Here is a 25312-nt window from a genome sequence, read left to right as displayed (position 1 = left end):
GGCGAGCTGCCACTGGACCCCAATAGCATTCCCTACATGCGGCGAACACCGAGCTAAGGCCACACGACCTCGCCATCTCGAACCACCAAGGGCTCGAACTGGTCCGATTCACAAAACCTGGTCCAGCCCAGGCGGACCGTGCCAATGACACGGTGGCGGTCATCCGCTTTCGTGGCCAGCCAGCTGAGCAGTTCACCAGTGCGGTCGAATTCGTCGGGATGGATCTCCTGCCGGACAGTCAGGGCCCATGTACCGCAACGGGCGTCTTCAGGCCGTAGCAGCACCGCGACGAGCACTCCGTCCACCTTCCATGCCTCGCCGTGCTGACCGAGCAGAGGCGCGGGGTCGTCCACCGTAACGGCTTCGCCGCGATCATCCTCCACGACTGTCGGGAACGCGGGCACGATGCGCAGCCTCTCCGGCTTGGGACCCAGACCGAGATGCCACCGAAGCTCTGCAAGTTCCTCGTCAGAGAGCCCCTCACGCAGATTCAGGGCGAGGGAGAGTTCATAGATGTCTGCCACGGCGGCAAGCTATCCCGCTGGTACGACAATGCCACCGGCGATGCGCCTCGGCAGCTCCTCACAACTAGTGTGGCCCCGCCCGGCAACCGGCCATGCCTCGACCCGATCGAGGGGTAGATGCGATCGTCGGGGCGTCTTTGACAACCGGCTGGGCCGAGGGGCCGGTTGGATGACGTGGCGTGGCCTCGCAGTAGAGGACTACGGTTCCTCTGGCCAGGTCGTCAACACGGTGCCGGTCTCTTCGTCGGTGAGGGTGATCCGTGGTTCGGGCATGCTGCCGACCTCCCTGCTCCACCGTCGGAGCTTGTCACGCGCCACGTCCTCGCTTTCCCACCACCCGTGCTGTATGGGTCGGCCTTCGGTGTCCGTTGCCATTGAAGTCAGCCCGGCGGAAGCCGCTGACCTGCGGCGACTAACTTCATTGGCAAGGCAAACCCATGGCACCGGGCCTGCCCTCAACGCCCTGACCTGCGGCGACTGGATTGGATGGCAAGGAAGTGCCACCGGCTGAGTTCGATGTCAGCGGACATTCGGAGCTGAGTAGCAGGTGGTAGCGGCCGTGTCCCGTCGCAGCCAAGGTTGACCGTTCTCACTGAAGTTTGACCACCCGCCAGAGAGTCCCGCCCGAGGGCAGCGGGAGGACCCTCGGCATCCGTGATTAGGTGTGCGCGCGAGCCGAGTCCTCGGCGGCAACGCGCTGCTCCAGCCTTTCGAGACGCCGGCGCAGCTCTGCGGTCTCTTGCCGTGCTTCTGCCAGGAGCCGGTGGAGAGCCTGAATACACACGATCGCCACCCCGTTGGTGTCGGTGCAGCAGATCGTCCTGTCGTTCTCGCCGACCCCGAAGGCATCCCACCAGTCCTGCGCCATCGGGCCCAGGTGCCGGACATGATCCGGATCCCAGTGATAGCGCCAGGTGCTCACCGGCAGCGCCAGAGCCGCTTCCAGCACCCGGAATCCGTTCAGCGGCTCACCGTCGCACACCGCGCCCCCGGTCGCCTCGGCTGCGGGTCCGGCGGCCGCGGCCGCCGGACCCGTACTACGACGGGCCACAGCGAACCGCGCCAGCCAAGCACGCACTACTCCCACACCACCCCGACAACATCCCGCTTCAACGCCCGATCCGACAGAATGGGAACGGCGACGGGGACGACGGCTTTGTGGCCCGCGGGAAGGAAGCGGCCGTGGCTCTCTGCGTGGGGGGCGTCGGGTAGCGCACTGCCCGTGTAGAGGGCCACCGGGTTCCCCTGCGCATCAACAACGACGATCTCGCCGGGGATGCCTGTACCGCCGGTGACTGTGATCTCCGGAGTGTCGTTCACGTACCGGATCGTAAGCGTCCCGGCGGTCAGGGCCTCCTCCGCCTTCGGAGGAGCTTCGGCCTCCTCGCCGCCCGGATCCAAGATCAAGCGGACGCCCTCGCTCGTTGACGCTTCCTCTGCTGACGCTTCCTTCTTCTTGACCACGAGACACTCCCTCTGTAGCTGATCGACTACGGTGCGTCCCATCTTCCATGAGGCGGCACACCAGCGCAGCACGGCCCCACAAAGGGCCTCGGTGCCCGACCTGCGTTGTCAAACTTCAGTGAGAACGGTCAACCTTCGCTGCGACAGGACACGGCCGGTGTCGCGGGTGCTGTTCACGGCCACGATCATAGAATCGAATACTTGGCCGAGCTTCGCTAAGCCGTGGGGTCCGCGTGCCGCACTGCTTTTTTCACTGACTGCTCCAGTTCGTACCGGTTGGTGCCGGCGTCCCCTGCGTGAGTGGTGATCGCGTTCTGTAGGGCCTCTGCGGCCCCGCGCCAGCGTCGCCACTGTGCGCTGTAGTCCTCACCGGAGAGACCGGCAAGACGAATGCGCTCCTGTTCGGCAGCGCGCTCCAGTTCGACCAGGCTTTCGGGAATGTCTGTCACGAGCAGGGATCCTAGGCCGGGGAGTCCTGTGCAGGATTGGTGACCTCGACGTTGTAGGTGAGCGTCCAGGGCCGGTAGCCCTCGCGCCTGCAGCGCACCCACAACCGCACCGGCTGGCCGTCATACCGCACGCGCCAGGACGCCCGTTCCGTCCAGGGCGGGGGAAGGGACTCCTCCAGGGCGCGCTTGAGCCACCCGCCCAACTCCAGTGGTTTGGCGGGGGACAGGCGACCGTCATTGGTCGCGTCGTCGACGCCGGGCACGAGGCGGTACGGCCCCCAGATGGTCTCTGCGATTTGCTGCCCGGTCGGTTCCCCTGCGAGCCCGACGCCGTGTGTGTAGCCGTCGTTGCGGATCTCGATCTCGACCTCGTCCAGCCGTTCCAGTGCGGCCGGGCCCTCGAAGGTCAGCATCAGGCTGGCCTGGGAGGTGCCCGGCGCGAGCCGGGTGATCGTCACGTCGAACTGCGGGGTCATCTCGTACTGCCAACGGTCCCGCTCGACCTGGGCCATGGAGTCGGCGGTCGCGTTCGCCCGGCCTGCGGCCTGATTGGCGAGGGAGGCGGTCCGGTTCGCGGTTCGTGCAATGCCGAGCGCGATCGCCGCAGTGATCACGCCGAGGCCCGCCGAGACGGCGCTGAGTATGTCGGTCCAGGACACGTCTGCCATAGCCGGGCACCGTACCGTCCGACGCCCGGAGGCGTGCCCACTCCGCACAGAATCGAACAAGGTTGCGAATCTTGCGGGCGTGCGTCTACGGTGAGTCATGCCCAGTACGCTCGTAACGACTGGACAAACCGCGGCGCTCTCCCCCCTGACCACCCCGGGGGAGGGCGCCGCGGCGTATCCGGCGGTCGGTCGGGTGCGGAGGGCCTGCCGCGCTCCTAGGCTGAGGATGCTCGGGGCGACTGCGGAGGCCCCCTATGCCCCGAACCATCTGGACCGGAGCGATCTCGTTCGGCCTTGTCGCTTCTCTGGACTGTGAGGCTGGTCCGTCCCAAAGCCTCTGTAGCGCTCTGAAACCGAGCCGGTGATGCCAGAGGCATCACAGCGGGATGTTCCGGAGAGTAAGAGCCGTTCCGTCTGCCGCCTCAGTACTGTGACTTCGCATGGCCGACACCGAGATCGAGATCACCGCAGACCTGGTCCGCGACCTGCTGCAGGAGCAACATGCAGACCTTGCCGGGCTGGCCATCCGCGAGGTGCCGGGCGGCTGGGGCAACCAAATGTGGCGCCTCGGGGACGAGTTGGCCGTGCGCATGCAGCGTATGGACCCCACCCCGGAGCTCCAGCTCAAGGAGCGGCGGTGGCTCCCCGTGCTGGCCCCGCGCCTGCCGCTCCCGGTGCCGACCCCGGTGCGGTTCGGCGAACCGTCCGAGCGCTTCCCCAAGCACTGGACCGTGATGACGTGGGTTCCCGGCGAACCGCTGGACCACGACTCGATCAGCCGCGGCGACCACGCGGCCGACACGCTGGCGGGCTTCCTCCGGGCGCTCCATGTGGAGGCGCCCGCCGAGGCGCCGATCGCTACGGACCGCGGTGCCCATCCCAAGAACTGCACGGACGGCTTCGAGAACTTGTTCCAGGCCGTTGCCCCCGACGACATCGCTGCCGAGGTATGGGCCGTCTGGGACGACGCCGTTGCGGCCCACGCGTGGCAGGGCCCGCCGGTGTGGGTGCATGGCGACCTCCATCCCGCGAACGTCGTCGTCTCGGACGGAACGCTCTCGGGCGTCATCGACTTCGGCGACATGTTTGCCGGCGATCCGGCGTGGGACCTCGCCGCCGCATGGGTGCTGCTACCCGCGGGCACGGCCTCACGGTTCTTCGACATGTACGCGCATGCAGACGAGGCGGCGATCCGGCGCGCCCGCGGGCTGGCCGCTATGAAGAGCCTTTTCCTGATGCTCATGGGACAGAACGGAGATCGGGGGCTTCCCGGCGGCAAGCCGAACTGGGGACCTGCAGGTCGGGCGGCACTTGATCGTGTTCTGAAGGGTGTTTGACGCACGCTTCTCTGAACTTGTTCTCGATCTTGATTGTGGGCCATGCGGCAGCCCGTCTTCGTGGGTTCATCGATCACGACGTGTGGTGGGGATGCCAAGGTCCACGGACGCATGCTGCCCGTGGCCCCGATCGAGCTGGCGGAGCTTCTCCTCGGCGCCAGTCAGGCTGACCTGGAGACCCTCGACCTCGCCGAGCCAGCCTTCCGTCTCGGCTTCGGCGACTCGGGCGATCGGGCTGTCGCGGAACTCGGCGAGCCGTGCCCGTTGGGCCGGATCGGGTCGAAGGAGTGAGCATCTGACGCAAGCGTGCTCATGAATACAAGGAGACCCGAAGGCGCGTGCGCAGGTGCCGATGGACACCTTCCGCTTGACGGCATCTCCAACCAGCGGAGGGCGGGCGACAGTCACCGCGGCTTAGAGGTCATCTCATTTGGTGAGTCTGCGGTAGCAGATGAGAGTGCAGGCGATGCTGGTGAAGGCCAGGAAGTGTTCGGCTTTGCGTTCGTAGCGGCGGTGGAGGCGGCGGCATCCGGCGAGCCAGGCCATGGTGCGTTCGATCGTCCAGCGGTGGCGGCCCAGCCGTGTGGAGGACTCGATGCCTTTGCGGGCGATGCGATGCCGGATGCCGCGGCTGCGTAACCATCGGCGCAGGTGGTTGTAGTCGTAGCCTTTGTCGCCGTGGAGTTTGGCGGGCCGCCGCCGGCGCGGTCCGCGCCGGGAGCGGATGGGTGGGATTCCTCGCACGAGCGGTTCGAGGGCCTGGCTGTCGTGCAGGTTGGCACCGGATATCCCGACGGACAGCGGCAGCCCGGTCCGCTCGGTGATCAAGTGGATCTTTGAACCATACTTGCCGCGATCCACCGGATTCGGACCTGTCAGGTCCCCCTTTTCAAGGCTCGCATGTTCACCGAGTCGATCGCGCAGCGAGACCAGTCCAGTTCACCGCGGGAGCCGAGTTCGTCGAGGACCAGGCGATGGAGCTTCGCCCACACCCGAGCCTTCGACCACTCGGCGAAACGCCGGTGAGCCGTGGCCCCTGAAGGACCGAACGAGGCGGACGGCAGCTGCTGCCACGTGCAGCCCGACGTGGCCACGAACACGATCGCAGCCAATACCTCCCGGTCACCATGCCGGCGCCGGCCACCTCCCTGAGGCCGACTCGGCGCCTCCGGAACCACTCGCTGGAACAACTCCCACAACTCATCCGGCACCAGCCGCTCAACGATCCCCACACCTGAAGCCTATCGAACATGCCAAATGAGATGACCTCTTAGTAACGGTCGTGGACTCGGTCCGAGAAGTGGCCGCAGTCCAGACATGCGGCCCAGGCAGCGCGGCTTCTCGCCACCACCTCGACCGTGCCGAGCGCGGACGTAACCGCCTCGACATCCACATCGACGACCCCCTCGAACACCAGCGAGTCCCAGAACGGTGCATCGGTCTTGCATGACCAGCACCAGCACCGTCACGACCGACCGCAGCGGCGGACGGCAGGCACCTGAGGGAGCGTCAATTCTGATCGTCGGACGACAAGGTGTACGCGGTCTCACGCGAACCCGTCTCCTCGCAATCGAACATCGAGGTCACGCTCCGCGACGACTCCCCAAGATCTGTGCCAGAATCGAAATCTGATGTCACTGTGCCGCTGCGCCGCCGCCTGCCTTCGTGAGTGGGTCCCGGCCGGGGCAGCCGAGCTGCAACCCTCTGCTAAAAGATCTCTCCGCTAGGATTGCCGCCGATCGCCAACTGGGGCTGCAACGAGGCCGGGAGAGAAAACCCGTGATGAAGGTCCTGATCGCCGGGGGAGCTGGATACATCGGCAGCACGGTCGCCTCGGCCTGCCTGGACGCAGGCATCACCCCCGTGATCCTCGACAGCCTGGTTCGGGGCCGCCGCGAATTCACCGAGGGGCGCACCTTCTACGAGGGCGACATCGCGGACGGGGCACTGGTCGACCGGATCTTCTCGGAGCACCCGGACATCTCCGCAGTGGTGCACTGCGCGGCGCTGATCGTGGTACCCGAGTCCGTCGCGGACCCGATCGGCTACTACGAGGCCAACGTGGCAAAGAGCCTGGCCTTCGTCAGCCACCTGCACCGCAACGGCTGTGACCGCATCATCTTCAGCAGCTCAGCCTCCATCTACCAGGCCGAGGACGGCTCGCCCGTCGACGAGGACTCGCCACTGGCACCGCAGAGTCCCTACGCACGGACCAAGGCCGTGTGCGAGGAGATGTTCGCCGACATCGCCGTGGCGGGACCGCGCGTCTTGTCTCTGCGCTACTTCAACCCGGTCGGGGCCGACCCGGAGCTGCGTACCGGGCTTCAGCTCAAGCGGCCCAGTCACGCCCTGGGTGTGCTCATCCAGGCGCACGAGGAAGGCCGTCCGTTCCCGGTCACGGGGACGGATTACCCGACACGCGATGGCTCGGGCATCCGGGACTACGTGCACGTCTGGGACCTTGCCGCGGCCCACATCGCGGCGATCGAGCGTTTTGACTCCATCCTCGTGGGGTCGAAGCGCTCGATCGCGATCAACCTGGGCACCGGCTCGGGAACCACGGTTCGGGAGTTGTGCGCCGCGTTCAACGACGTCGTCAGCACGCCCCTGGTGACCATCGACACCGCTCGGCGGCCCGGTGACGTCGCCGGGAGCTACACGAAGAGCGACCGCGCGGCCGAGCTGCTGGGGTGGACGCCGAAGCTGTCCCTGGAGGACGGCATCCGGTCCGCCCTGGACTGGATGCCGGTACGCGACGACCTGTTGAAGGATTGAGGGCTGACACGGAGGGGCGAACGTTGACGCTTGGACTGCCGCTTCTCCGGTGAACCGGTCGGTGGGGCGGCTTCGGGCCTCACGCACCGACATGCCAGGTCTGCCCGGATATCAGGTGGGAGCGTGCGGCGTTCAGAGTGCCGGGCGGTGTTGGCCGGTACCACCGTCTGGCCTGGAGCGCCAGCGATAGCCGCAGGGGCAGGCCGTTGGGTGCCGTCGGGCGGCCGCCCCGGTGAGACTCCCTCATCGACGCCTGCCATCAATGGAGTAACGAGGCGGAGTCCGAGCCGAGCGGCAGTTCCAAGGCCCGCATCGGTCAAGATCCGGAACGTTCCCGGGCCAGCGGCTCCGACGGAGTGCCGATGGCTGCTACGTGTTCAGGTCAGCCATGCGCTGACCCTGTACCACCAGCAGTCGAAGAACACTGCCGGAGGGACGACCTGGCGACGAGGGCGGGGCCTGCTCAGGCGGCCGGGGTGTTGAGCACGTATTCGCGTGAGGCGTGCACCTCGCTGCGCAGGGCGGCCAGGTTGACGTCGAGGACGTGTCCGGCCCATTTGCGGGGCTCGCCGTTGATGAGGACGGCGCTGATGTTGCGGGCGTCGGAGCCCAGCACGATCGTGCCGATCGGGTCGTTGAGCGGCATGTTGTTGAGGTCCTCGGCCTGGATGACCAACAGATCGGCCTTCTTGCCCACGGTGAGCGAGCCGGTGACGCCGGCCAGGCCGTTGGTGCGGGCGCCCTGGAGGGTGGCGAAGTCCAGGACGTCATGGGTGGTGATACGGGAAGGCTGCTGCCCGTTGCCGTAGGCGGCGTTGGCCGCCCGCATCCGCTGGATGGCGTGCAGGGCCCGCATCTGCGTGAACATGTCGCTGGCCAGCGCGACTTCGACGTCGATGCTGAGTCCGGGGCGGATGCCGACGGCGAGTGCGTCGTCGATGGCGGGGATCGCGGTCTCCAGGCCGATCTGCGCGTCGGAGGTCGGGGCGAGGGCCACGGTGGTGCCGGTCTCCGCCATCACCTTCCACGCCTCGGAGGTCAGTCCGGTGGAGTGGATGAGGGTGACGCCGGGGCCGAGTATGCCGTCCTCGGCCCAGCGCAGGACCGCCTCGGAGGACGATGTGCCGAAGACTGCGTCCACGCTCACCCCGATACCCAGCTCCTTCGCGACGCGAGCGAGTTCGTGGCCGTAGGCGAGCGCCGGTCCGGCGATCTCGTCGGTGGCCAGGGTCGCCAGGCGCAGGGTGAGCAGCTGGTCGGTGCTGCTGAAGTACCGGTCCTTCATGCGGGTCAGGTCGCCGGGCCACTGCCGTTCCCAGTCGCCGAAGTGCGGGCCCATGGAGGCGTGCACGCCGCGGATGCCGGTGTCGCGGAGGGCCTCGATGGCGGCGTCGGAGTGCTCACGGGTACGGGAGTTGTGGGAGAAGTCGAGCATCGTCGTGATGCCGCTGTCGATCGCGGTCAGGGCGGCCAGCCGGGTGCCGATGTACATGTCCTGGGGCCGGTAGACCGTGGCGTAGCCGGCCAGGGTGGCCTCGACGTAGCCGCCGAGGTCGTCGACGTCCGGCATGATCCGGCGCAACTGGGTCTCCCAGGCGTGCCGGTGGGTGTCGACGAAGCCGGGGGTAAGGATCGTGCCGGTGGTGTCGACGACCACGGCACCTGCCGCGTCCAGGTCGCGGCCGACGGCGGTGATCGTGTCACCCTCGATGAGGAGGTCACCACCGTCGATGACACCGAGGTCGGAGTCCATGGTGACGATGGTGGCGCCGGTGAACAGGATGCGCCGCCGGTCGGCGGGTCGACGCCGGAGCTCTTCGAGCACGGCGGCGCTGGTGGCATCGTTGACGTTCATGAGAGGTCTTCTTTCGAAGCGGGCGGAGAGGGCCGGAGGATGGGCCGTCCGCTGCAGAGGGTGGGCACGGCAGGGCGGGTCAGTTGCCGGGGAGGGCGGGTGAGTTGCCCGGCCCGGGAGGACGGCCGAGACTGTTCGAACACCAGCCTCTATCGTGCTCGCCTCGGCAACCAGGCCGCGGTTTCCCCAGGTGCCGCGCACCCAGGGACCGAAACCGGGAAGGTGCCGGCCGGGAAGGCCAAAGGCGCTTCATGACGTGACCCACGTGGTGCAGTTCGTCGCCCCGGAATGCTGTCCGGCCATGCGGGGAGGTCGATCGGCCGGCAGTGGGGCGGGAAATGGAGACAATGAGCTGCCGGGCAGCAGTGGTCCCCAAGGGTCAACGGTCTTCCTCAACCGCTCCCGCACCGTCGGCGACACCCTCGCCGAACCGCTCATCGCCCAGGGCGGCGACACCCGTGCGGTCAGGGAGCGGATCGACGACCTCCTCACCCGCGTCCGCCTCCCGGCCGACTCGGCGCCCCGGCTGCCCCGCGAGTTCTCCAGCGGCCAGCGCCAGCGCCTCGCCGTCGCTCACACCCTCGCCCTGCGCCCCCGGCTGATCGTCTGCGACGAGCCGGTCTCCGCTCTCGACCCCCCCACCCGGCGGACGGTCCTCGACCTCCTGCTGGAGATCCAGCAGGACACCGGTGTCTCCTACCTCTTCATCTCCCACGATCTCGCCGTGGTGCGGTGTATGGGCCACCGTGTCGTGGTCATCCACCAAGGGCGCATCGTGGCGACCGGTGAAGCTGCCCGCGTCACCGGCACGCCCGAACACCCCTGCACACGCACCCTTCTCCTGTCCTCCCCGGTCGCCGATGTCGCGGAGCGGCGACGGCGCGGGTCCGCGACCGGCCGCCCGCGGACGGACTCCTTGCCGTGGACCGTCCGGGGGCCGGGCCGGTTCAGCTCCGCAGCGACGACAGCGCGGCGGCGACCCGTTGCGAAGCCTCCGACGGGGTGGAGGCGTGCGGGGAGAGCCTGAGTGAGTCCGTGCGCACTGTCGGAGTGACACCCTCGGCGTGCAGCGCCTTGGCGACGAGGGACGGTTCGCGGTCCGGGATCGTGAAGGAGAGGATGCCCGCGCGCCGCGCCGGGTCGGTGGGGGAGAGGACGCGGCCGCCGTACTCCCGGATGACCTCGGTGAGTTCGGCGATCCGCGTGGCGATCGCGGCCTCGATCCCCGCGACGGTGTGCCGCTCGACGAGCTCCAGCGCGGCCGCGAAAGCGGCGGCCGTCACCGGGCTGAGATTGGTGATCGACCACCGTCGCGCGTCCGGGGCGGGCGGATGCTCCGTTCCGTCGAAGAGGCCGACGTCCTCGACGCCCGTCCAGCCGGTGAGGACCGGCTCCAGGGATTCCAGCGCGCGGTCGGACAGTGTCGCGAAGCCGGTGGCCCAACCCGCGCGCAGCCATTTCTGACCGCCCGCGACCAGCACGTCTGCCGCGTCCCAGGGCATCGCGGCCACCCCGAACGCCTGGATGGCGTCCACGATCAGCAGCCGGTCCGGTCCGATCGCCTCGCGCAGCGCCGCCAGGTCGGCACGGAAACCGGTGCGGAAGTCCACCGCGCTGACGGACACGGCGATGACGTCGTCGGTCAGCGCGGCGCGGACCAGGTCGGGGGTGACCCCGCCGCCGGGCGCAGGGTCGAGCCAGCGCGGTGTGGCCCGGCCCAGGTCAGCGGTGCGGCGCCACGGATAGTGGTTGGCAGGGAAGTCGGTGCGCGGTGCGAGGACCACACCCTCGCGGATGCCGAGAGCGGCGTGGAACAGACCGGTGGACGCATTGGGCAGCAGCACGGTGTGGCGGGCGTCGGTGCCCGCGAGGCGGGCGGCCGTGTCCCGTGCGACCCCTTCCGCGCGCATCAGGCCGTCCACGGTGGTGTGGTCGGCACGGGCGGACTCCTCCACGGCTCGCGCGGTGGCGGCTACGGCGTCCCGCGACGGCGGACCGAACCGTGCGAAGTCCAGGTACCCGGCGGGCGTGTCGAAGTGGGCTGCGTAGGGCGTGAGCACGGGGCTCGTCCTTCCGGGACGGTGCGGGTCGGGCGGTGTGGTGCTGACGGGGGCGGTAGGTGAGGAGTGCCGTGCCTTCGGGGACCGGCGTTCCACCGTCCACCGCCGCGTGCGCATCCCTACCCGCCCGCACGCTACGCGCTTCGCGCCGCGCGGACGGTCGCGGGGTGCCGGCCCGGCTCGCCTCTGCGGCGGGTCCCCTCGCGGATGGTGCTTGGTGTTGGCGCGACGAGGGGGGACGTGCGCTTTGCGTCGGTGTCGGGGTGTTTGGGTGTGTGGGGGAGCGGTGTTCGCCGGGGTTCGTGCCGTCGGGGGTGTAGCCACCGTCGCGGGGGTGCCGGTGCGCGTCTGTGGCGGGTGGTGTCGTGGGTGCTGTTCGGCGTCGGCGGGGCCGGAGGGGGGATGTGCCCTCGCGCCGGTCTCGGGGTTCTCCGGTCTGCGGGGGAGCGGCGCCCGTCGGCGGTTCGCGTCACCAGGGGCGTAGCGCGCCCCGGCCCGAAGCCCGTGGCGGACGCGGACTCCCCGTTCCCCCCGAGAGGGGACGGCCGGGCAGCCCCTGCTCAGGGCCTGCCCGGCCGTCCCGTTCGCCGATGCCGGTGCCGCCGGGGCTCAGTGCCCGACCGCATCCTCGGGGCGCGCGTGGCGCGGCAGGAGGAACGCGAGCAGGAAGGTGAGGGCGAGCATGCCTTCGACGATCCACAGCAGCGTCTTCATGACGGAGCCGAATCCGCTCTCGAAGGCCGAGGACGCGGTGGCCTGCAGCGCGGCGGGTATCCGGGCGCCTGCCTGAGGAGAGGTCACGGCGGACCGAGTGTCCTTCTCCAGGCGTGCGCAGGATGCCGGGGTCGCGGCAGGATCCTTGGCGACGGCGCGGTCCGAGGCACACGTACGCAGGTCCGCCACGATGCGCTCCTGGGCGGCGGGCGCGACGTGCGCGGCGGCCAGCTTCGCCCGCAGGCCGTCCGAGTGGTGGTCGACGGCGGTGGCCATCCCGCCGCCCAGCAGACCGAAGAACACGGTGCCGAGGATGGCCACGCCGAAGGCGCCGCCGAGCTGCTGCACCGCGGTCATCGTCCCGGACGCCGAGCCCGTCTCGTGCTGCTCGACGCTGGCGAGCACGATGTCGAAGAACGGTGCCATGAGCAGACCCATCCCGATGCCGGTCACGAGCAGGGACGGCAGGAGCTGCCAGGGGCCGACGCCGCCCCCCACCAGGTCGAGGGTCAGCCACACGCCGAACACGCCGAGCGCCATGATCAGCGCGCCCGCCTGCAGTACGGCCCGTCCGAACCTGACGACACCCTGGGCGATACCGAAGCCGACGATCATGCCGCCCGACCAGGGCACCATCACCAGTCCCGCCTTGAGCGGCGAGTAGCCGAGGCCGATCTGGGTGTAGAGGTTGAAGACCAGCATGAAGCCCTGCATGGTCGAGAAGAAGACCAGCCCGAGGGTCATGCCGCCGCTGAATCCACGCTTGCGGAAGAGGCTGGGGACGACCAGGGGGTCCCGGCCGGCCTTGCTGCGGCGCGATTCGTACGTGGCGAAGGCGACGAAGACGGCCACCGAGGCTGCCATCATCAGGAACGTCCACAGGGGCCAGTCGTACTCACGGCCCTGGACCAGCGGAAAGATGATCAGCAGCGCGGCCAGTGAGACCAGGAGCATGCCGGGGATGTCGAGGCGCGGCTTGCTGCCGGACATGCCCTTCGGCAGGTAGCGCAGGGCACCGAGCAGGGCCGCGGCACCCAGTGGCAGGTTGATCAGGAAGATCATCCGCCAGCCGGTGCCGAAGTAGTCGGCGTCCACGAGCCAGCCCGCCAGGATCGGCCCGCACACCGCGGACAGTCCCATGACCGGGCCGAACAGGCCGAAGGCCTTCTGCGACTCCTTCGGCGGGAACATCTCCTTGATCATGCCGAGGCCCTGCGGCAGCATCACCGCGCCGAACAGTCCCTGTACGACGCGTGCGGCGATCAGTATTTCGGGCGACATGGAGATCGCGCAGAGCAGCGACCCCAGGGTGAAGCCTGCGGCTCCCACCAGGAACATCCGGCGGCGCCCGTAGATGTCCCCGAGCCGCCCGCCGGTGACGAGGCCGACGGCCATCGAGAGGGTGTACGCGGCGGCGAGCCACTGCAGAGTGGAGGCACCGCCGCCGAGGTCGGCCCGCATGGAGGGGCCGGCGATGTTCGTGACGACGGCGTCGAGGAGATCCATCACCTCGGCCGCGAGGATCACGAAGAGCGCAGCCCAGCGCCACCGGTAGGGCGCTGGCGAGTCGATGGGCGTCTCGGCGGACGCGACACCGGTGGTGGTCATCGAAACTCCTGGCAAAAGGGCCGCGCCGCGGTGAAGGTCCCGCGGGCGCGGTGGGACGGATGGATGGGGCTGTCCGGCTCGCTGGTACCGCCCGTGAAGACGGACGGCCGGACACTCCGAAGAACAGTGTTCACCGTAGCAGAACAGTGCTCACTAGGAGAACGGTGTTCATTAAGATATAGCGCAACTCGGAAGCTCGGACAAGCTATATCGCGTATGGTTCAGGTGAACGCCGCTCGCCGTAGCAGAACACTGTTCTCCCGACGCCTAGACTGTCCCCATGACCGACGCGGCCGATGGCACCCCCGCATCCCCTCCGCCGTCCCCCTGGGAGCGCTGGCGTCCCGCTCGCGCCCGCGTCGCCCCCGCCCGCACACCGCTGTCGCGCGACCGGGTCGTCGAGGCCGCCTTCACCGTGCTGGACCGCCAGGGGCTCGACGGGCTGTCCATGCGCCAGGTGGCCGCCGAGCTGGGGGTCACGGTCTCCGCCCTCTACGCCCACGTCAGCTCCAAGGACGACCTTCTGGAGCTGATGTACACCCGGCTCTTCGAGGGCTTCAAGATGCCCGAACCCGACCCGGAGCGGTGGCAGGAACGGGTGCGGGACTACGCCCGCTCGGCACGGCAGCGCCTGCTGTCCCACCGGGACATGGCCAGGATCTCCATGGCCCACGTCCCCTTCACCGCCGAACTGCTGCCGCACGTCGAGGCCTTGCTCGCCATCTTCCGCACCGCCAGGCTGCCCGACCGCATCGCGGCGGAGGCCGGAGACCTCATCTCCACCTACATCGACGGGTTCGTCCTGGAGGAGGGCATGTGGGAGGAGCGGGCCGCCCAGCAGAGCGGTGGCGCTCCCTCCCCGGCCCGCCCCGACTGGCGCGAGATGGCCGGCGAGATGCAGAACTACTTCGCGTCCCTGCCCGCGGAGGACTTTCCCCATCTGCAGGCCCTGGCCGGGCTGATGGTGACTCCCTCCTCCGACGAGCGGTTCGACATCGGTCTGGAGATCATCCTGCGCGGCCTGGCCAGCTACCTGCCGGACCCGGCGGCCGGCGAGGTTCCGGACGACGGCGAGGGTTCGGACGGCCGGGAGGCTCCGGACGACGGCAGGTCCCCGGACACCACCTGATCCGCGACACCTCCGGCACCCTCGCGCAGTGACGCTCACCGGCGGCCACCGCAAGACGGCACGGTCATACGCTCCTTCGGACGCCCTGTGCGCTCTGCCCTGTGCGCTCTGCCCGGGGCGGATCGGCCGCAAGGTGTTGCCTGCGCAAGGCGTTGCCTGAGCAAGGCGTGGCCTGCGCAAGGCGTCGCCCGATCATCTCGGCGTGGCCGGAGGCAGACGGCTGGACCGGCCGTCCGCTCCATTTGACGCCGAACGGACACGACCCGAGCGCAAGCCGGTTCCACAGCTTGCGCCGTGGGCCGGTCGCACCCCCACGAGAGCACGGGATCACGTGCCTCTTCGCCGTGCCGCAAAGGGAGCGTTCCCCAGGACCCCTTAACCGCCGCGGGGGCCCTGGGGGCTGTAGGGGTGTCCTGCGTCACCGCCGCCTGCCTAGCCTCCGACAGCGGAGGGGAAGCGGACCGGAAACCGTCCGGAGGCGATCCGCGCGGCCGAGGCCCTCACTTCGATCTCGATCGGATGGCGCGCTGGTGAACAACGAAGAGCAACTGCTCGACTATCTCAGGCGGACGACCGCGGACCTGCGGGAGGCGCGGCGACGGCTGCGTGAGAACGAGCAACGCGCACACGGCCCGGTCGCCGTCGTCGGCATCGGATGCCGCTACCCGGGCGGCGTCACCACCCCCGAGGAACTGTGGGAACTGGTCGCGACCGGCACCGACGCGGTGTCGGACTTCCCCGCCGACCGCGGCTGGGACGTGGACGCCCTGTACGACCCCGACCCGGCGCGGCCCGGCAGGACCTACGCCCGCACCGGCGGATTCCTGCACGAGGCCGCCAACTTCGACTACGACTTCTTCGGCATCAGCCCCCGCGAGGCCCTTGCCATGGACCCGCAGCAGCGGCTGCTGCTGGAGACCTCCCACGAGGCCTTCGAGCGGGCCGGCATCGTCCCGGCCTCCCTGCGGGGCAGCCGCACCGGCGTGTTCGCCGGCGTGATGTACAACGACTACGCCACCCGCCTCACCTCCGTCCCCGACGACCTCGACGGCTATCTCGCCAACGGAAGCGCCGCCAGCATCGCCTCCGGACGCGTCGCCTACACCTTCGGCCTCGAAGGCCCGGTGGTCACCGTCGACACCGCCTGCTCCTCCTCACTGGTCGCCCTGCACTGGGCCGTGCGGGCGCTGCAGTCCGGCGAGTGCTCGCTCGCCCTCGCGGGCGGCGTCACCGTGATGTCCACGCCGGAGACGTTCGTCGACTTCAGCCGGCAGCGCGGACTCGCCCCGGACGGCCGCTGCAAGGCGTTCGCCGCGGCGGCCGACGGCACCGGCTGGGGCGAGGGCGCCGGCATGCTGCTGCTGGAACGGCTCGCCGACGCCCAGCGGGGCGGCCACCCGGTGCTCGCGGTCATCCGCGGCAGCGCCGTCAACTCCGACGGCGCCAGCAGCCGGCTGACCGCGCCCAACGGACCGTCCCAGCAGCGGGTCATCCGGCAGGCCCTGGCCGGCGCCGGACTCACCCCCGCCGACGTCGACGTGGTCGAGGCGCACGGCACCGGCACCTCCCTCGGCGACCCCATCGAGGCCCAGGCGCTGCTCGCCACCTACGGCCAGGACCGTACGGAACCGCTGCTGCTGGGCTCGGTCAAGTCCAACCTCGGGCACACCCAGGCCGCCGCGGGCGTCGCCGGCGTCATCAAGACGGTGCTGGCCATGCGGCACGGCGAGGTCGCGCCCACCCTCCACGTCGACGCCCCCACCGACCAGGTGGACTGGAGCGCGGGAGCCGTCGAACTGGCCCTGGAACGCCGCCCCTGGCCCGACGCCGGACGGCCCCGCCGCTGCGCCGTCTCCTCCTTCGGCATCAGCGGCACCAACGCGCACGTAGTACTGGAACAGGCGCCCGCCGACCCGGCCCCGGCCGACGACGGGGACAACCCGCCCGCACGGGAAGGCGGTTGCGTCCCCTGGATCGTCACCGGCCGCACCCGCCAGGCCCTCGCCGCACAGGTCGCGCGGCTGCGCGACCACCTCGACGCCCACCCCGGCACCAGCCCGGCCGACCTCGGTCTGTCGCTGGCCACCACCCGCACCCGCTTCGAGCACCGCGCCGTCACGGTCGGCCGGGACACCGGCGAACTGCTCGCCGGGCTCACCGCCGCCACCCCGCTCGGCCAAGCGGGCGGCAGGACGGCCTTCCTGTTCACCGGTCAGGGAGCGCAGCGGCTCGGCATGGGCCGGGCGCTGCACCGGGCCTTCCCGGTGTACGCGCAGGCCTTCGACGCGGTGTGCGCGCTCACCGACCCGAGTCTGCAACGGCCGCTCGCCGACGTGATCGACACCGACGCCGACCTGCTCACCCGCACCGACTACGCGCAGACCGCCCTCTTCGCCACCGAAGTGGCCCTGTACCGCCTCCTGGAGTCCTGGGGCGTGACCCCCGACTACGTGGCCGGGCACTCCGTCGGTGAACTGGCCGCCGCCCATGTCGCCGGCGTGCTGTCCCTGCCGGACGCCGTCCGGCTCGTGCTGGCGCGCGGTGCCCTGATGGCGGACCTGCCCGCGGGCGGCGCCATGGCCGTGCTGCGCGCCACCGAGGACGAGATCGCCCCCCACCTGGACGACCGGGTCGGCCTCGCCGCCGTCAACGGCCCGCGCTCCGTGGTCATTTCGGGTGCCGAGGATGCCGTCGACGCCCTCGCCGCGCGGTTCGACAGGAGCAAGCGGCTGAAGGTCTCGCACGCCTTCCACTCGCCGCTGATGGAGCCGATGCTGGCCGACTTCGCCGAGGCCGCCGCCCGGTGCTCCTTCGAGCCGCCCCGGATCCCGCTCGTCTCCACGCTCACCGGCGCCCTCGCCGACCCCGCCCAACTGGCCACCCCCGGCTACTGGGTGGACCACGTCCGCCGTCCCGTCCGCTTCGCACCCGCCCTGACCGCCCTGCACGAGCTGGGCGTCCGGGCGTTCCTCGAAGTCGGCCCGGACGCGGCACTCACCGCCCTGGCCGTGGACTGCGTGCCCGAGGACAGCGTGACCGTCGCCGGGCTGCGCCGCGACGGCGACGAGGAACGCGACCTGGTCACGGCCGTGGCCCGGCTGCACGCGGCCGGCACCGCCGTGGACTGGGCGGCGTTCTTCGCCCCGCACGGCGCCCGGCCGACCAGCCTGCCCACGTACGCCTTCCAGCGCGAACGCCTCTGGCTGGAGGCCACCGCCGGCGGCAGCGGCGACGCCGACGGCCTGGGCCAGAACGCCACCGGCCATCCGTTGCTGACCGCCGCGAGCGAACTGCCCGAAACCGGGGGAGCGGTCCTCACCGGCCGGCTCTCCCTCGCCTCCCACCCGTGGCTGGCCGACCATGCCGTGCACGGCACCGTGCTGCTGCCCGGCACCGCCTTCGTGGAGATGGCCCTGCAGGCTGCCGAGCGCACCGGCTGCGACACCGTCGACGAACTCACCCTGCACGCCCCGCTGATCCTGCCCGAGCAGGGCGCACTGGCCGTACAGGCAGCCGTCGGCGGCGAACGGGACGGGCGGCGCGAGCTGACCGTCTGGTCCCGCCGCGCCGACACCCCCGACGCCCCGTGGACCCGCAACGCCGCCGGCGTTCTCACCTCGGCACCTGCCGACGAGGCGAGCCCGGCCGGCCTGACCGCCTGGCCGCCGGAAGGCGCCGAACGCGTCGAACTGGACGGTCTCTACCCGGATTTGGCCCGAACCGGCTACGGCTACGGAGAGGTCTTCCAGGGCCTGCGCGCCATGTGGCGCCGCGGGGACGAGCTGTTCGCCGAGGCGGCACTGCCCGAGGGCGCGCGCGCCACCGCCGCCGCGTTCGCCGTGCACCCGGCTCTCCTGGACGCCGTCCTGCACGTCAACCTGCTGGACCTGCCCGGCGGTCAGGCCGTGCTGCCGTTCGCCTGGGGCGGCGTCACCCTGCACGCGGCGGGCACCGACTGCCTGCGGCTGCACCTGTCCCCGTCCGGTCCCGAGGCCGTCACCCTCACCCTCGCCGACGCCGGCGGAGCACCCGTCGCGACCGTACGCAGCCTCGTGGCCCGCCCCGTCTCCGCCGAGCAGCTCGCCGGGGACGGCGACGACCCGCTCTACCGGGTCGACCTCGTCCCGGCACCCGTCCCGGCACCCGCCGACCCGCTCGCCCTGGGCGTGTGCGGCGTCGACGACACCGGCCTGGACGCACCTCGGTACCCGGACCTGGCCGCCCTCACCGCCGCGGGCCCGGTGCCCGACCTCGTGCTGCTGCCCGTACCGGCCGCTCCCGACGCCGTCACGGACCTGCCCGCCCTGGTACGGGACCGGGTGAACACCATGCTGGACACCCTGCTCGCCTGGCTGGACGACGAGCGCTGCACCGACCGCCGGCTTGCCGTCCTCCTGCGCACCGGTGACCTCACCCACGCCCCGCTGTACGGACTCCTGCGCGCCGCCCAGGCCGAGAACCCCGGCCGGTTCCTGCTGATCGACAGCGACGGCAGCGCCGCCCCGGGCCCCGCCCTCGGCACCGCACTCGCCGCCGGGGAACCGGAGGTCGCGGTGCGGGACGGCGAGGTGCGCGTGCCGCGACTGGCCCGTGCCAAGCCCGGCGGCCCGCTCGTCCGGGACCCGGACGGCACCGTCCTGATCACCGGCGGCACCGGCGGCCTCGGCGCCCTGATCGCCCGTCACCTGGTCACCGAGCACGGCGTACGAAGCCTGCTGCTGGCCGGCCGGCGTGGCGCGGACGCCCCCGGAGCCACCGAACTATGCGCCACACTCGGAGAATTGGGCGCCGAGGTGACCCTCGCCCGCTGCGACGCCGCCGACCGCGCCGACCTCGCCGCGCTGCTCACCGAACACGACGTGCGGGCCGTGGTGCACGCCGCAGGCGTCGTCGACAACGGCGTGCTGGCCACCCTCGACGCGGACAAGGTCGACCGGGTGCTGCGGCCCAAGGTGGACGCCGCCTGGAACCTGCACGAACTGACCCGTGAGAAGGACCTCTCGGCCTTCGTCCTGCTGTCCTCCACCGCGGGGCTGCTGGTCGGCGGCGGCCAGGCCAACTACGCCGCGGCCAACACCTTCCTCGACGGCCTCGCCGCCCACCGCCGCTCGCTCGGCCTGCCCGCCGTCTCCCTCGCATACGGCCTGTGGTCCGGCTCCGGCGGCATGACCGACGGCATCGACACCGCCGACCTGGAACGCCTGCGCCGGCTCGGCCTGCCGCCGCTGACCCCCGCCCAGGGACTGCGCACCTTCGACGCGGCCCTCGACGGCGAGGACGCCGTCGTGGTGCCCGTGCGCCTGGACACCGCCGCGGTGCGCGCCCGGCCGGACGGCGTACCCGCGCTGCTGCGCGGCCTGGTGCGGCCCGCCAGGCGGCGCGGCGCCGAGCCCGCCGCCGGCGCCCCCGCCGACTCCTGGCGCGAGCGGCTCGCGCCGCTGCCGGACGCCGAACGGGACCGCGCCCTGCTGGAGCTGGTCCGCACCCATGTGGCCGCCGTGCTCGGGCACCCCTCGCCGGAGTCCGTGGACCCCGGCCGCGCCTTCCAGGAGATGGGCTTCGACTCGCTCGCCGCCGTCGAACTGCGCAACCTCCTCGCGAGCACCACCGGCCTGACCCTGCCGGCGACGCTGGTCTTCGACCAGCCGACGCCCCTCACCCTCGCCGCCCACCTCAAGACCGCGCTCGTACCCGGACCGGCCGACCTCGCCCGGTCCGCGCTGGCCGGGATGGACCGCCTCGAAGCCACGCTGCACGCCCTGCCCGACCAGGACGGCAGCCACGCCCGCGTCACCGCGCGCCTCGAAGCGCTGCTGCGCAGCTGGCAGGACACCCACGGACGCCCCGCCGCGCCCCTGGCGCCCGAGGACTTCCGCGAAGCCAGCGACGAAGAACTCTTCGCCAGGATCGACAACGAACTGGGAGCCCAGTGATGGAAGACTCGGCCATGGCCGACAAGCTCCGCGACTACCTCAAGCGGGCCACGACCGAGCTGGAGCGCAGCCGCCGCCGCGTACGGGAGCTGGAGGAGCAGGACCGCGAGCCCGTCGCCATCATCGGCATGGGCTGCCGCTACCCCGGCGGTGTGCGCACCCCGGAGGACCTGTGGCGCATCGTCGACGAAGGCATCGACGTCGTCACCGAGTTCCCCACCGACCGCGGCTGGGACGTCGAGACGATCTACGACCCCGAACCGGGCGCCCCCGGCAAGACCTACGTCCGTCACGGCGGCTTCCTGCACGACGCCGCCGAGTGCGATCCCGCCTTCTTCGGCATCAGCCCCAAGGACGCGCCCGGCACCGACCCGCAGCAGCGGCTGCTGCTCGAGGTCGGCTGGGAGGCCTTCGAACGGGCCGGCATCGACCCCACCACGGCGAAGGGCACCCCGACAGGTGTCTTCGTGGGCCTGATGCACCACGACTACATCGGCGGCACCATCTCCGGCAGCATCGTCTCCGGACGCATCGCCTACACCCTGGGCCTGGAAGGCCCCGCGGTCACCATGGACACCGCCTGCTCCTCCTCCCTGGTCGCGCTCCACGCGGCGATCCAGTCGCTGCGCAAGGGGGAGTGCTCCCTGGCGCTGGCGGGCGGCGCCGCCGTCATGGCCAGCCCCGAGATGTTCATCGAGTTCAGCGAGCGCCGCGCGCTGTCCCCCGACGGCCGCTGCCACTCCTTCTCCGACGACGCCGCGGGCGCCGCCTGGGCCGAGGGCGCCGGCATGCTGCTCGTGGAGCGCCTGTCCGACGCCCTGCGCAACGGCCACGAGGTGCTCGCCGTCGTCCGCGGCAGCGCCGTCAACCAGGACGGCGCCTCCAACGGCCTGACCGCGCCCAGCGGCCCGGCCCAGATCCGGGTCATCCGGCAGGCCCTCGCCGACGCGCAGCTCGCCCCGCACCACATCGACACGGTCGAGGCGCACGGCACCGGCACCACCCTCGGCGACCCCATCGAGGCCCAGGCCGTCATCGCCGCCTACGGGCAGGACCGGCCGGAGGGCCGCCCGGTCTGGCTCGGTTCCATCAAGTCCAACATGGGCCACCCGCAGGCCGCGGCCGGTGTCGGCGCCATCATCAAGACGGTCATGGCGATGCGCCACAGCACCCTGCCCCGCACCCTGCACGCCGAGAAGCCCAGCACGGCCGTCGACTGGAGCGCGGGCGACGTCCGCCTCCTCACCGAGCCCCGCCCCTGGGACACCCCCGACGGCCGCCCACGGCGCGCCGGTGTGTCCTCCTTCGGCATCTCCGGCACCAACGCGCACACCATCCTGGAGGAGGCGCCACCCGCGGAGGCCGACCGTCCTGCCCCGGAGCGCGCCGCGCTGCCCGTCGTGCCGTGGGTGCTGTCCGGCAAGGGCTCCGACGCCGTCCGCAGGCAGGCGGAGCGGCTCCTCGCGGTCGCCGGCCACCTCGACCCGTACGACGTCGGACACTCGCTGGCCACCACCCGCGCCCGCTTCCCCCACCGGGCCGCCGTCACCGGCCGCGACCGGGACGAGCTGCTGGCCGGTCTGCGTGCCGTCGCCGACGGCAGCCTGCCGGCCCTGGCGGCCCCCGAACCCGGCCGGCTCGGCATGCTGTTCTCCGGCCAGGGCTCCCAGCGTCCCGGCATGGGCCGCACCCTGCACGCCGCGTTCCCGGTGTTCGCCGCCGCCCTCGACGAGATCTGCGCCGCCTTCGACGCACATCTCGAACGGCCGCTGCGCGAGGTCATGTTCGACGCGGACGCCGACCCGGCCGCCTCGCTCCTGAACCGGACCGCCTACACGCAAGCGGCCCTGTTCACCTTCGAAACCGCCCTGTACCGGCTGCTGGAGCACTGGGGCATACGCCCCGACCTGCTCTCCGGACACTCCATCGGGGAGATCGTCGCCGCGCACGTCGCCGGCGTCCTGGACCTGAAGGACGCGGTCGCCCTGGTCGCCGCCCGTGGCCGGCTCATGCAGGAGCTGCCGGCCGGCGGCGCGATGGTGTCCCTGCTGGCCTCCGAGGCCGAGGTCACGCCGCTGCTCACCGACGGCGTCGACATCGCGGCCGTCAACGGCCCCCGTGCGGTGGTGATCTCCGGTGACGAGGAGGCCGTCCTCGCCGTCGCCGCACGGGTGGAGAAGACCACCCGGCTGAAGGTGTCGCACGCCTTCCACTCCCGCCGCATGGACCCCATGCTCGACGGGTTCCGCGAGGTGCTGACGGGCCTCACCTTCCACGAGCCCGCCCTGCCGGTCGTCTCCAACGTCACCGGCACCACGGCCGACGAACTCACCTCGCCCGACTACTGGGTGCGGCACGTCCGCGAGGCCGTCCGCTTCCACGACGGCGTCACCGCCCTGGCCGCCGAGGGAGCCACCCGCTTCCTGGAGGTCGGCCCCGACTCGGTGCTCACCAACATGGCGCAGGACGTGGTGCCCGACGTCATCGGCACCCAGCGCCGCGACCGCGCCGAGGACGCCGCCCTCGTCGACGCCGTCTGCCGTCTGCACCTGACGGGCACCGGCCCCGACTGGACGGCCGTGTTCGCCGGGGGCCGCAAGGTCGACCTGCCCACCTACCCGTTCCGCCGCGACCGCCACTGGGAGGACGCCCCCATCCTCCAGGCCGAGCGCTCCGCGGCCGCCCGCGCGGGCGGTGACGCGGCCGATCCGTTCTGGGACCTGGTACGGGAACAGGACGTGACCGCCGTCGCCGCCACGCTCGGCGTGGCCGACGAGACCTCCGTCGCCGCCGTCGTACCGGCCCTGGCCGCCTGGCACGAGCAGCGGCAGGCCAACGCCGCGGCCGACGACTGGCGTTACCGCGTCGCCTGGGAGCCGCTGGCCCCCGCCGCCACCCCGGCCCTCGGCGGCCACTGGCTGGCCGTCGTCCGCTCCGCCGAAGACCCCTGGACGACCGCTGTCCTGACCGGGCTCGCCGACCGGGGTCTCACCGTCGACACCCTCTCGGTGCCGGACACCGCCGACCGCGCCGAGCTGGCCGGGCTGCTCGCCGGCCGGGGTGGCGTCGACGGCGTCCTGTCCCTGCCGGCGCCGTCCACCGAACTCACCTCGACCGCCGCCCTCGTCCAGGCACTCGGGGACACCGAGAGCACCGCCCCGCTGTGGTGCGTCACCCGCGACGCCGTCGCCCACGGCTCCGCCGCCGAGGTCACCGGCTTCGCCCAGGCCCAGGTGTGGGGTCTCGGCCGGGTCGCCGCACTGGAGCACCCCGACCGCTGGGGCGGACTGGTCGACCTGCCCGCCGAGATCGGGCCGCAGACCGTCGCCCGGCTGGCCGCGCTGCTCGGCGACGCCGGCGGCGAGGACCAGGTCGTCATCCGCGAGTCCGGCGCCTACGGCCGTCGGCTCGAACATGCTCCGGCCCGCGCCGGTGCCCCCTGGAAGCCGTCCGGCACGGTACTGGTCACCGGCGCCACCGGCGCCGTCGGCACGGCCGTCGCCCGGTGGCTGGCCGCCGAGGGCGCCGACCACCTGCTGCTCACCTCCCGACGGGGCATGGACGCGCCCGGCGCCGCCGACCTCGTGGCCGAACTCACCGGCGCCGGCGCCAAGGTGACCCTGGCCGCCTGCGACGTCGCCGACCGCGACGCGCTGGCCGCGCTGCTGGACTCCGCACCGCAGGACCACCCCCTCACCGCGGTGCTGCACCTCGCCGGCGTCCTCGACGACGGAGTCCTGGACGCGCTCACCCCCGACCGTTTCGCCGGCGTCCTGGCCGCCAAGGCCGACGCCGCCCGCCATCTGCACGAACTGACCGCGGACCGGGAGCTGTCGGCGTTCGTGCTGTTCTCCTCCCTGACCGCCACCGTCGGCGGCGCGGGACAGGCCAACTACGCCGCGGCCAACGCCTTCCTCGACGCCCTCGCCGAGCACCGGCGCGCGGCCGGACTGCCCGCCACCTCGGTGGCCTGGGGACCGTGGGGCGGCGACGGCATGGCCGCCCACGGCACCGTCCGCTCGGCCGCCCGCGCGATGGGCATGTCCCTCCTCGACCCCGGCCGCGCCCTGACCGCACTGCAACGCGCCCTGGACGGCGGCGACACCACCGTCACCGTCGCCGACGTCGACTGGTCCGTGTTCGCGCCCGCGTTCACCGCGAGCCGCCCCAGCGCCCTGCTGTCCGCGCTCCCCGAGGCGCGGCGCGGCACGGGCGGGGGCGCCGGGGCGAGCGCCGTCGACGGCTTCGCCGAGAAGCTCGCCGGCCTCACCGGCGGCGAACGCGACCGCGCCCTGCAGGAGCTGGTGTGCGGCCAGGCGGCGGCGGTCCTCGGCTACGGCGGCGCCGACGCGGTCGAGCCGGCCACCGCCTTCCGCGACCTCGGCTTCGACTCCCTCACCTCGGTCGACCTGCGCAACCGGATCAGCAGCGCCGCCGGCGTGCCGCTGCCGGCCACGCTCATCTTCGACTACGCCACCCCCGCGGCCCTCGCCAAGCACCTGGGCGCCGAACTCGCGGGCGCCGACACCTCCGTGGACTCGGTCGTCGCCGAACTCGACCGGGTCGCGGCCCGGCTCGGCGACCTCACCGCCGAGGACATCGAACAGGGACGGATCACCACCCGCCTGCAGTCCCTGCTGGGAGAGCTGAACAAGACCCTCGGCCAGGACGCCGACGCCGTCGCCGGACGGCTGGAGGACGCCTCCGCCGACGACGTCTTCGCCTTCATCGACAACGAACTCGGCTCGGCGTGACCCGCCCCTCCCACGACACCCCGGCCCCACCGCAGTCCACCT

16 protein-coding genes are annotated in these 25312 nt (G+C 71.5%); 7 read left to right on the top strand and 9 right to left on the bottom strand.

Annotated elements, in window-relative coordinates; translation table 11 throughout:
* Positions 1-53: 53 nt before the first annotated feature.
* The 5 genes from ACIRU3_RS39010 to ACIRU3_RS38990 all read right to left on the bottom strand — a co-directional run bounded on the left by ACIRU3_RS39010 (position 54) and on the right by ACIRU3_RS38990 (position 3105).
* The gene (locus ACIRU3_RS39010; protein ID WP_404067137.1) at positions 54-524 is read right to left on the bottom strand and encodes a hypothetical protein; all 471 of its coding nucleotides are present in this window, start codon (positions 522-524) and stop codon (positions 54-56) included.
* A 658-nt stretch (positions 525-1182) separates the two neighbouring features.
* On the bottom strand, positions 1183-1602 hold the full coding sequence (locus ACIRU3_RS39005; RefSeq protein WP_404067134.1) for a tail fiber domain-containing protein: 420 nt from the start codon (positions 1600-1602) through the stop codon (positions 1183-1185).
* A complete protein-coding gene (locus tag ACIRU3_RS39000; protein ID WP_404067131.1) occupies positions 1602-1988 on the bottom strand; it encodes a hypothetical protein in 387 nt (128 codons plus the stop codon). The genes ACIRU3_RS39005 and ACIRU3_RS39000 overlap by 1 nt, the downstream gene beginning before the upstream one ends.
* Before the next feature lie 215 nt (positions 1989-2203).
* On the bottom strand, positions 2204-2437 hold the full coding sequence (locus ACIRU3_RS38995; RefSeq protein ID WP_404067129.1) for a hypothetical protein: 234 nt from the start codon (positions 2435-2437) through the stop codon (positions 2204-2206).
* 11 nt (positions 2438-2448) lie between these two features.
* On the bottom strand, positions 2449-3105 hold the full coding sequence (locus ACIRU3_RS38990; protein WP_404067127.1) for a hypothetical protein: 657 nt from the start codon (positions 3103-3105) through the stop codon (positions 2449-2451).
* Between the two features lie 440 nt (positions 3106-3545).
* Between ACIRU3_RS38990 and ACIRU3_RS38985 the strand changes: the two genes are divergently transcribed.
* Together ACIRU3_RS38985 and ACIRU3_RS38980 are read left to right on the top strand one after the other, a co-directional pair.
* Complete coding sequence (locus tag ACIRU3_RS38985) at positions 3546-4442, top strand: aminoglycoside phosphotransferase family protein (protein WP_404067124.1); 897 nt, start codon at positions 3546-3548, stop codon at positions 4440-4442.
* Positions 4443-4553: 111 nt separating this feature from the next.
* Complete coding sequence (locus tag ACIRU3_RS38980) at positions 4554-4733, top strand: hypothetical protein (protein ID WP_404067121.1); 180 nt, start codon at positions 4554-4556, stop codon at positions 4731-4733.
* Between the two features lie 135 nt (positions 4734-4868).
* Here ACIRU3_RS38980 and ACIRU3_RS38975 read toward each other — a convergent pair.
* Positions 4869-5668 (bottom strand): IS5 family transposase gene (locus ACIRU3_RS38975; RefSeq protein ID WP_404067247.1). Its coding sequence is split into 2 segments (ribosomal slippage): positions 4869-5330 and positions 5333-5668, totalling 798 coding nucleotides; the frame shifts between segments, so codons are not numbered across the junction.
* Between the two features lie 556 nt (positions 5669-6224).
* On the opposite strand from ACIRU3_RS38975, the gene galE reads away from it, so the two are divergent.
* Positions 6225-7217, top strand: a complete 993-nt coding sequence (galE, locus tag ACIRU3_RS38970; RefSeq protein ID WP_404067244.1) for a UDP-glucose 4-epimerase GalE — start codon at positions 6225-6227, stop codon at positions 7215-7217.
* A 463-nt stretch (positions 7218-7680) separates the two neighbouring features.
* Here galE and ACIRU3_RS38965 read toward each other — a convergent pair whose 3' ends face one another.
* The gene (locus ACIRU3_RS38965) at positions 7681-9072 is read right to left on the bottom strand and encodes an amidohydrolase family protein (protein WP_404067118.1); all 1392 of its coding nucleotides are present in this window, start codon (positions 9070-9072) and stop codon (positions 7681-7683) included.
* Positions 9073-9328: 256 nt separating this feature from the next.
* Here ACIRU3_RS38965 and ACIRU3_RS38960 point away from each other — a divergent pair, with 256 nt between their 5' ends.
* Entirely contained in the window at positions 9329-10099 is a 771-nt protein-coding gene (locus ACIRU3_RS38960; RefSeq protein WP_404067115.1) for an ATP-binding cassette domain-containing protein, read from the top strand.
* Here ACIRU3_RS38960 and ACIRU3_RS38955 read toward each other — a convergent pair.
* Positions 10020-11132 carry an aminotransferase class V-fold PLP-dependent enzyme gene (locus ACIRU3_RS38955; RefSeq protein WP_404067113.1) on the bottom strand — a complete coding sequence of 371 codons (1113 nt, stop codon included), beginning with the start codon at positions 11130-11132 and terminating at the stop codon, positions 10020-10022. The genes ACIRU3_RS38960 and ACIRU3_RS38955 overlap by 80 nt on opposite strands.
* 609 nt (positions 11133-11741) lie before the next feature.
* Positions 11742-13454 carry an MFS transporter gene (locus ACIRU3_RS38950; RefSeq protein WP_404067110.1) on the bottom strand — a complete coding sequence of 571 codons (1713 nt, stop codon included), beginning with the start codon at positions 13452-13454 and terminating at the stop codon, positions 11742-11744.
* Positions 13455-13734: 280 nt separating this feature from the next.
* Here ACIRU3_RS38950 and ACIRU3_RS38945 point away from each other — a divergent pair, with 280 nt between their 5' ends.
* From ACIRU3_RS38945 to ACIRU3_RS38935, 3 genes are all read left to right on the top strand, one after another.
* Positions 13735-14583, top strand: a complete 849-nt coding sequence (locus ACIRU3_RS38945) for a TetR/AcrR family transcriptional regulator (RefSeq protein WP_404067108.1) — start codon at positions 13735-13737, stop codon at positions 14581-14583.
* A 530-nt stretch (positions 14584-15113) separates the two neighbouring features.
* Positions 15114-20516 carry an SDR family NAD(P)-dependent oxidoreductase gene (locus tag ACIRU3_RS38940; RefSeq protein ID WP_404067106.1) on the top strand — a complete coding sequence of 1801 codons (5403 nt, stop codon included), beginning with the start codon at positions 15114-15116 and terminating at the stop codon, positions 20514-20516.
* The gene (locus ACIRU3_RS38935) at positions 20516-25270 is read left to right on the top strand and encodes a type I polyketide synthase (RefSeq protein WP_404067103.1); all 4755 of its coding nucleotides are present in this window, start codon (positions 20516-20518) and stop codon (positions 25268-25270) included. The genes ACIRU3_RS38940 and ACIRU3_RS38935 overlap by 1 nt, the downstream gene beginning before the upstream one ends.
* Positions 25271-25312: the final 42 nt, after the last annotated feature.

This window comes from Streptomyces sp. NPDC101151, from assembly GCF_044768335.1.
In the GTDB taxonomy this organism is placed as follows: Bacteria; Actinomycetota; Actinomycetes; order Streptomycetales; family Streptomycetaceae; genus Streptomyces.
The sequence above is the reverse complement of the archived record's forward strand: the minus strand, read 5'-3'. Positions and strand labels throughout refer to the sequence as shown.

Excerpts from the sequence above, each read along its gene's own strand:
- ACIRU3_RS38945 (WP_404067108.1), top strand. The coding sequence starts at position 13,735 with ATGACCGACGCGGCCGATGGCACCCCCGCATCCCCTCCGCCGTCCCCC.
- ACIRU3_RS38990 (WP_404067127.1), bottom strand. The coding sequence starts at position 3,105 with ATGGCAGACGTGTCCTGGACCGACATACTCAGCGCCGTCTCGGCGGGC.
- ACIRU3_RS38980 (WP_404067121.1), top strand. The coding sequence starts at position 4,554 with ATGCTGCCCGTGGCCCCGATCGAGCTGGCGGAGCTTCTCCTCGGCGCC.
- ACIRU3_RS38965 (WP_404067118.1), bottom strand. The coding sequence starts at position 9,072 with ATGAACGTCAACGATGCCACCAGCGCCGCCGTGCTCGAAGAGCTCCGG.
- ACIRU3_RS38950 (WP_404067110.1), bottom strand. The coding sequence starts at position 13,454 with ATGACCACCACCGGTGTCGCGTCCGCCGAGACGCCCATCGACTCGCCA.
- ACIRU3_RS38935 (WP_404067103.1), top strand. The coding sequence starts at position 20,516 with ATGGAAGACTCGGCCATGGCCGACAAGCTCCGCGACTACCTCAAGCGG.
- ACIRU3_RS38985 (WP_404067124.1), top strand. The coding sequence starts at position 3,546 with ATGGCCGACACCGAGATCGAGATCACCGCAGACCTGGTCCGCGACCTG.
- galE (WP_404067244.1), top strand. The coding sequence starts at position 6,225 with ATGAAGGTCCTGATCGCCGGGGGAGCTGGATACATCGGCAGCACGGTC.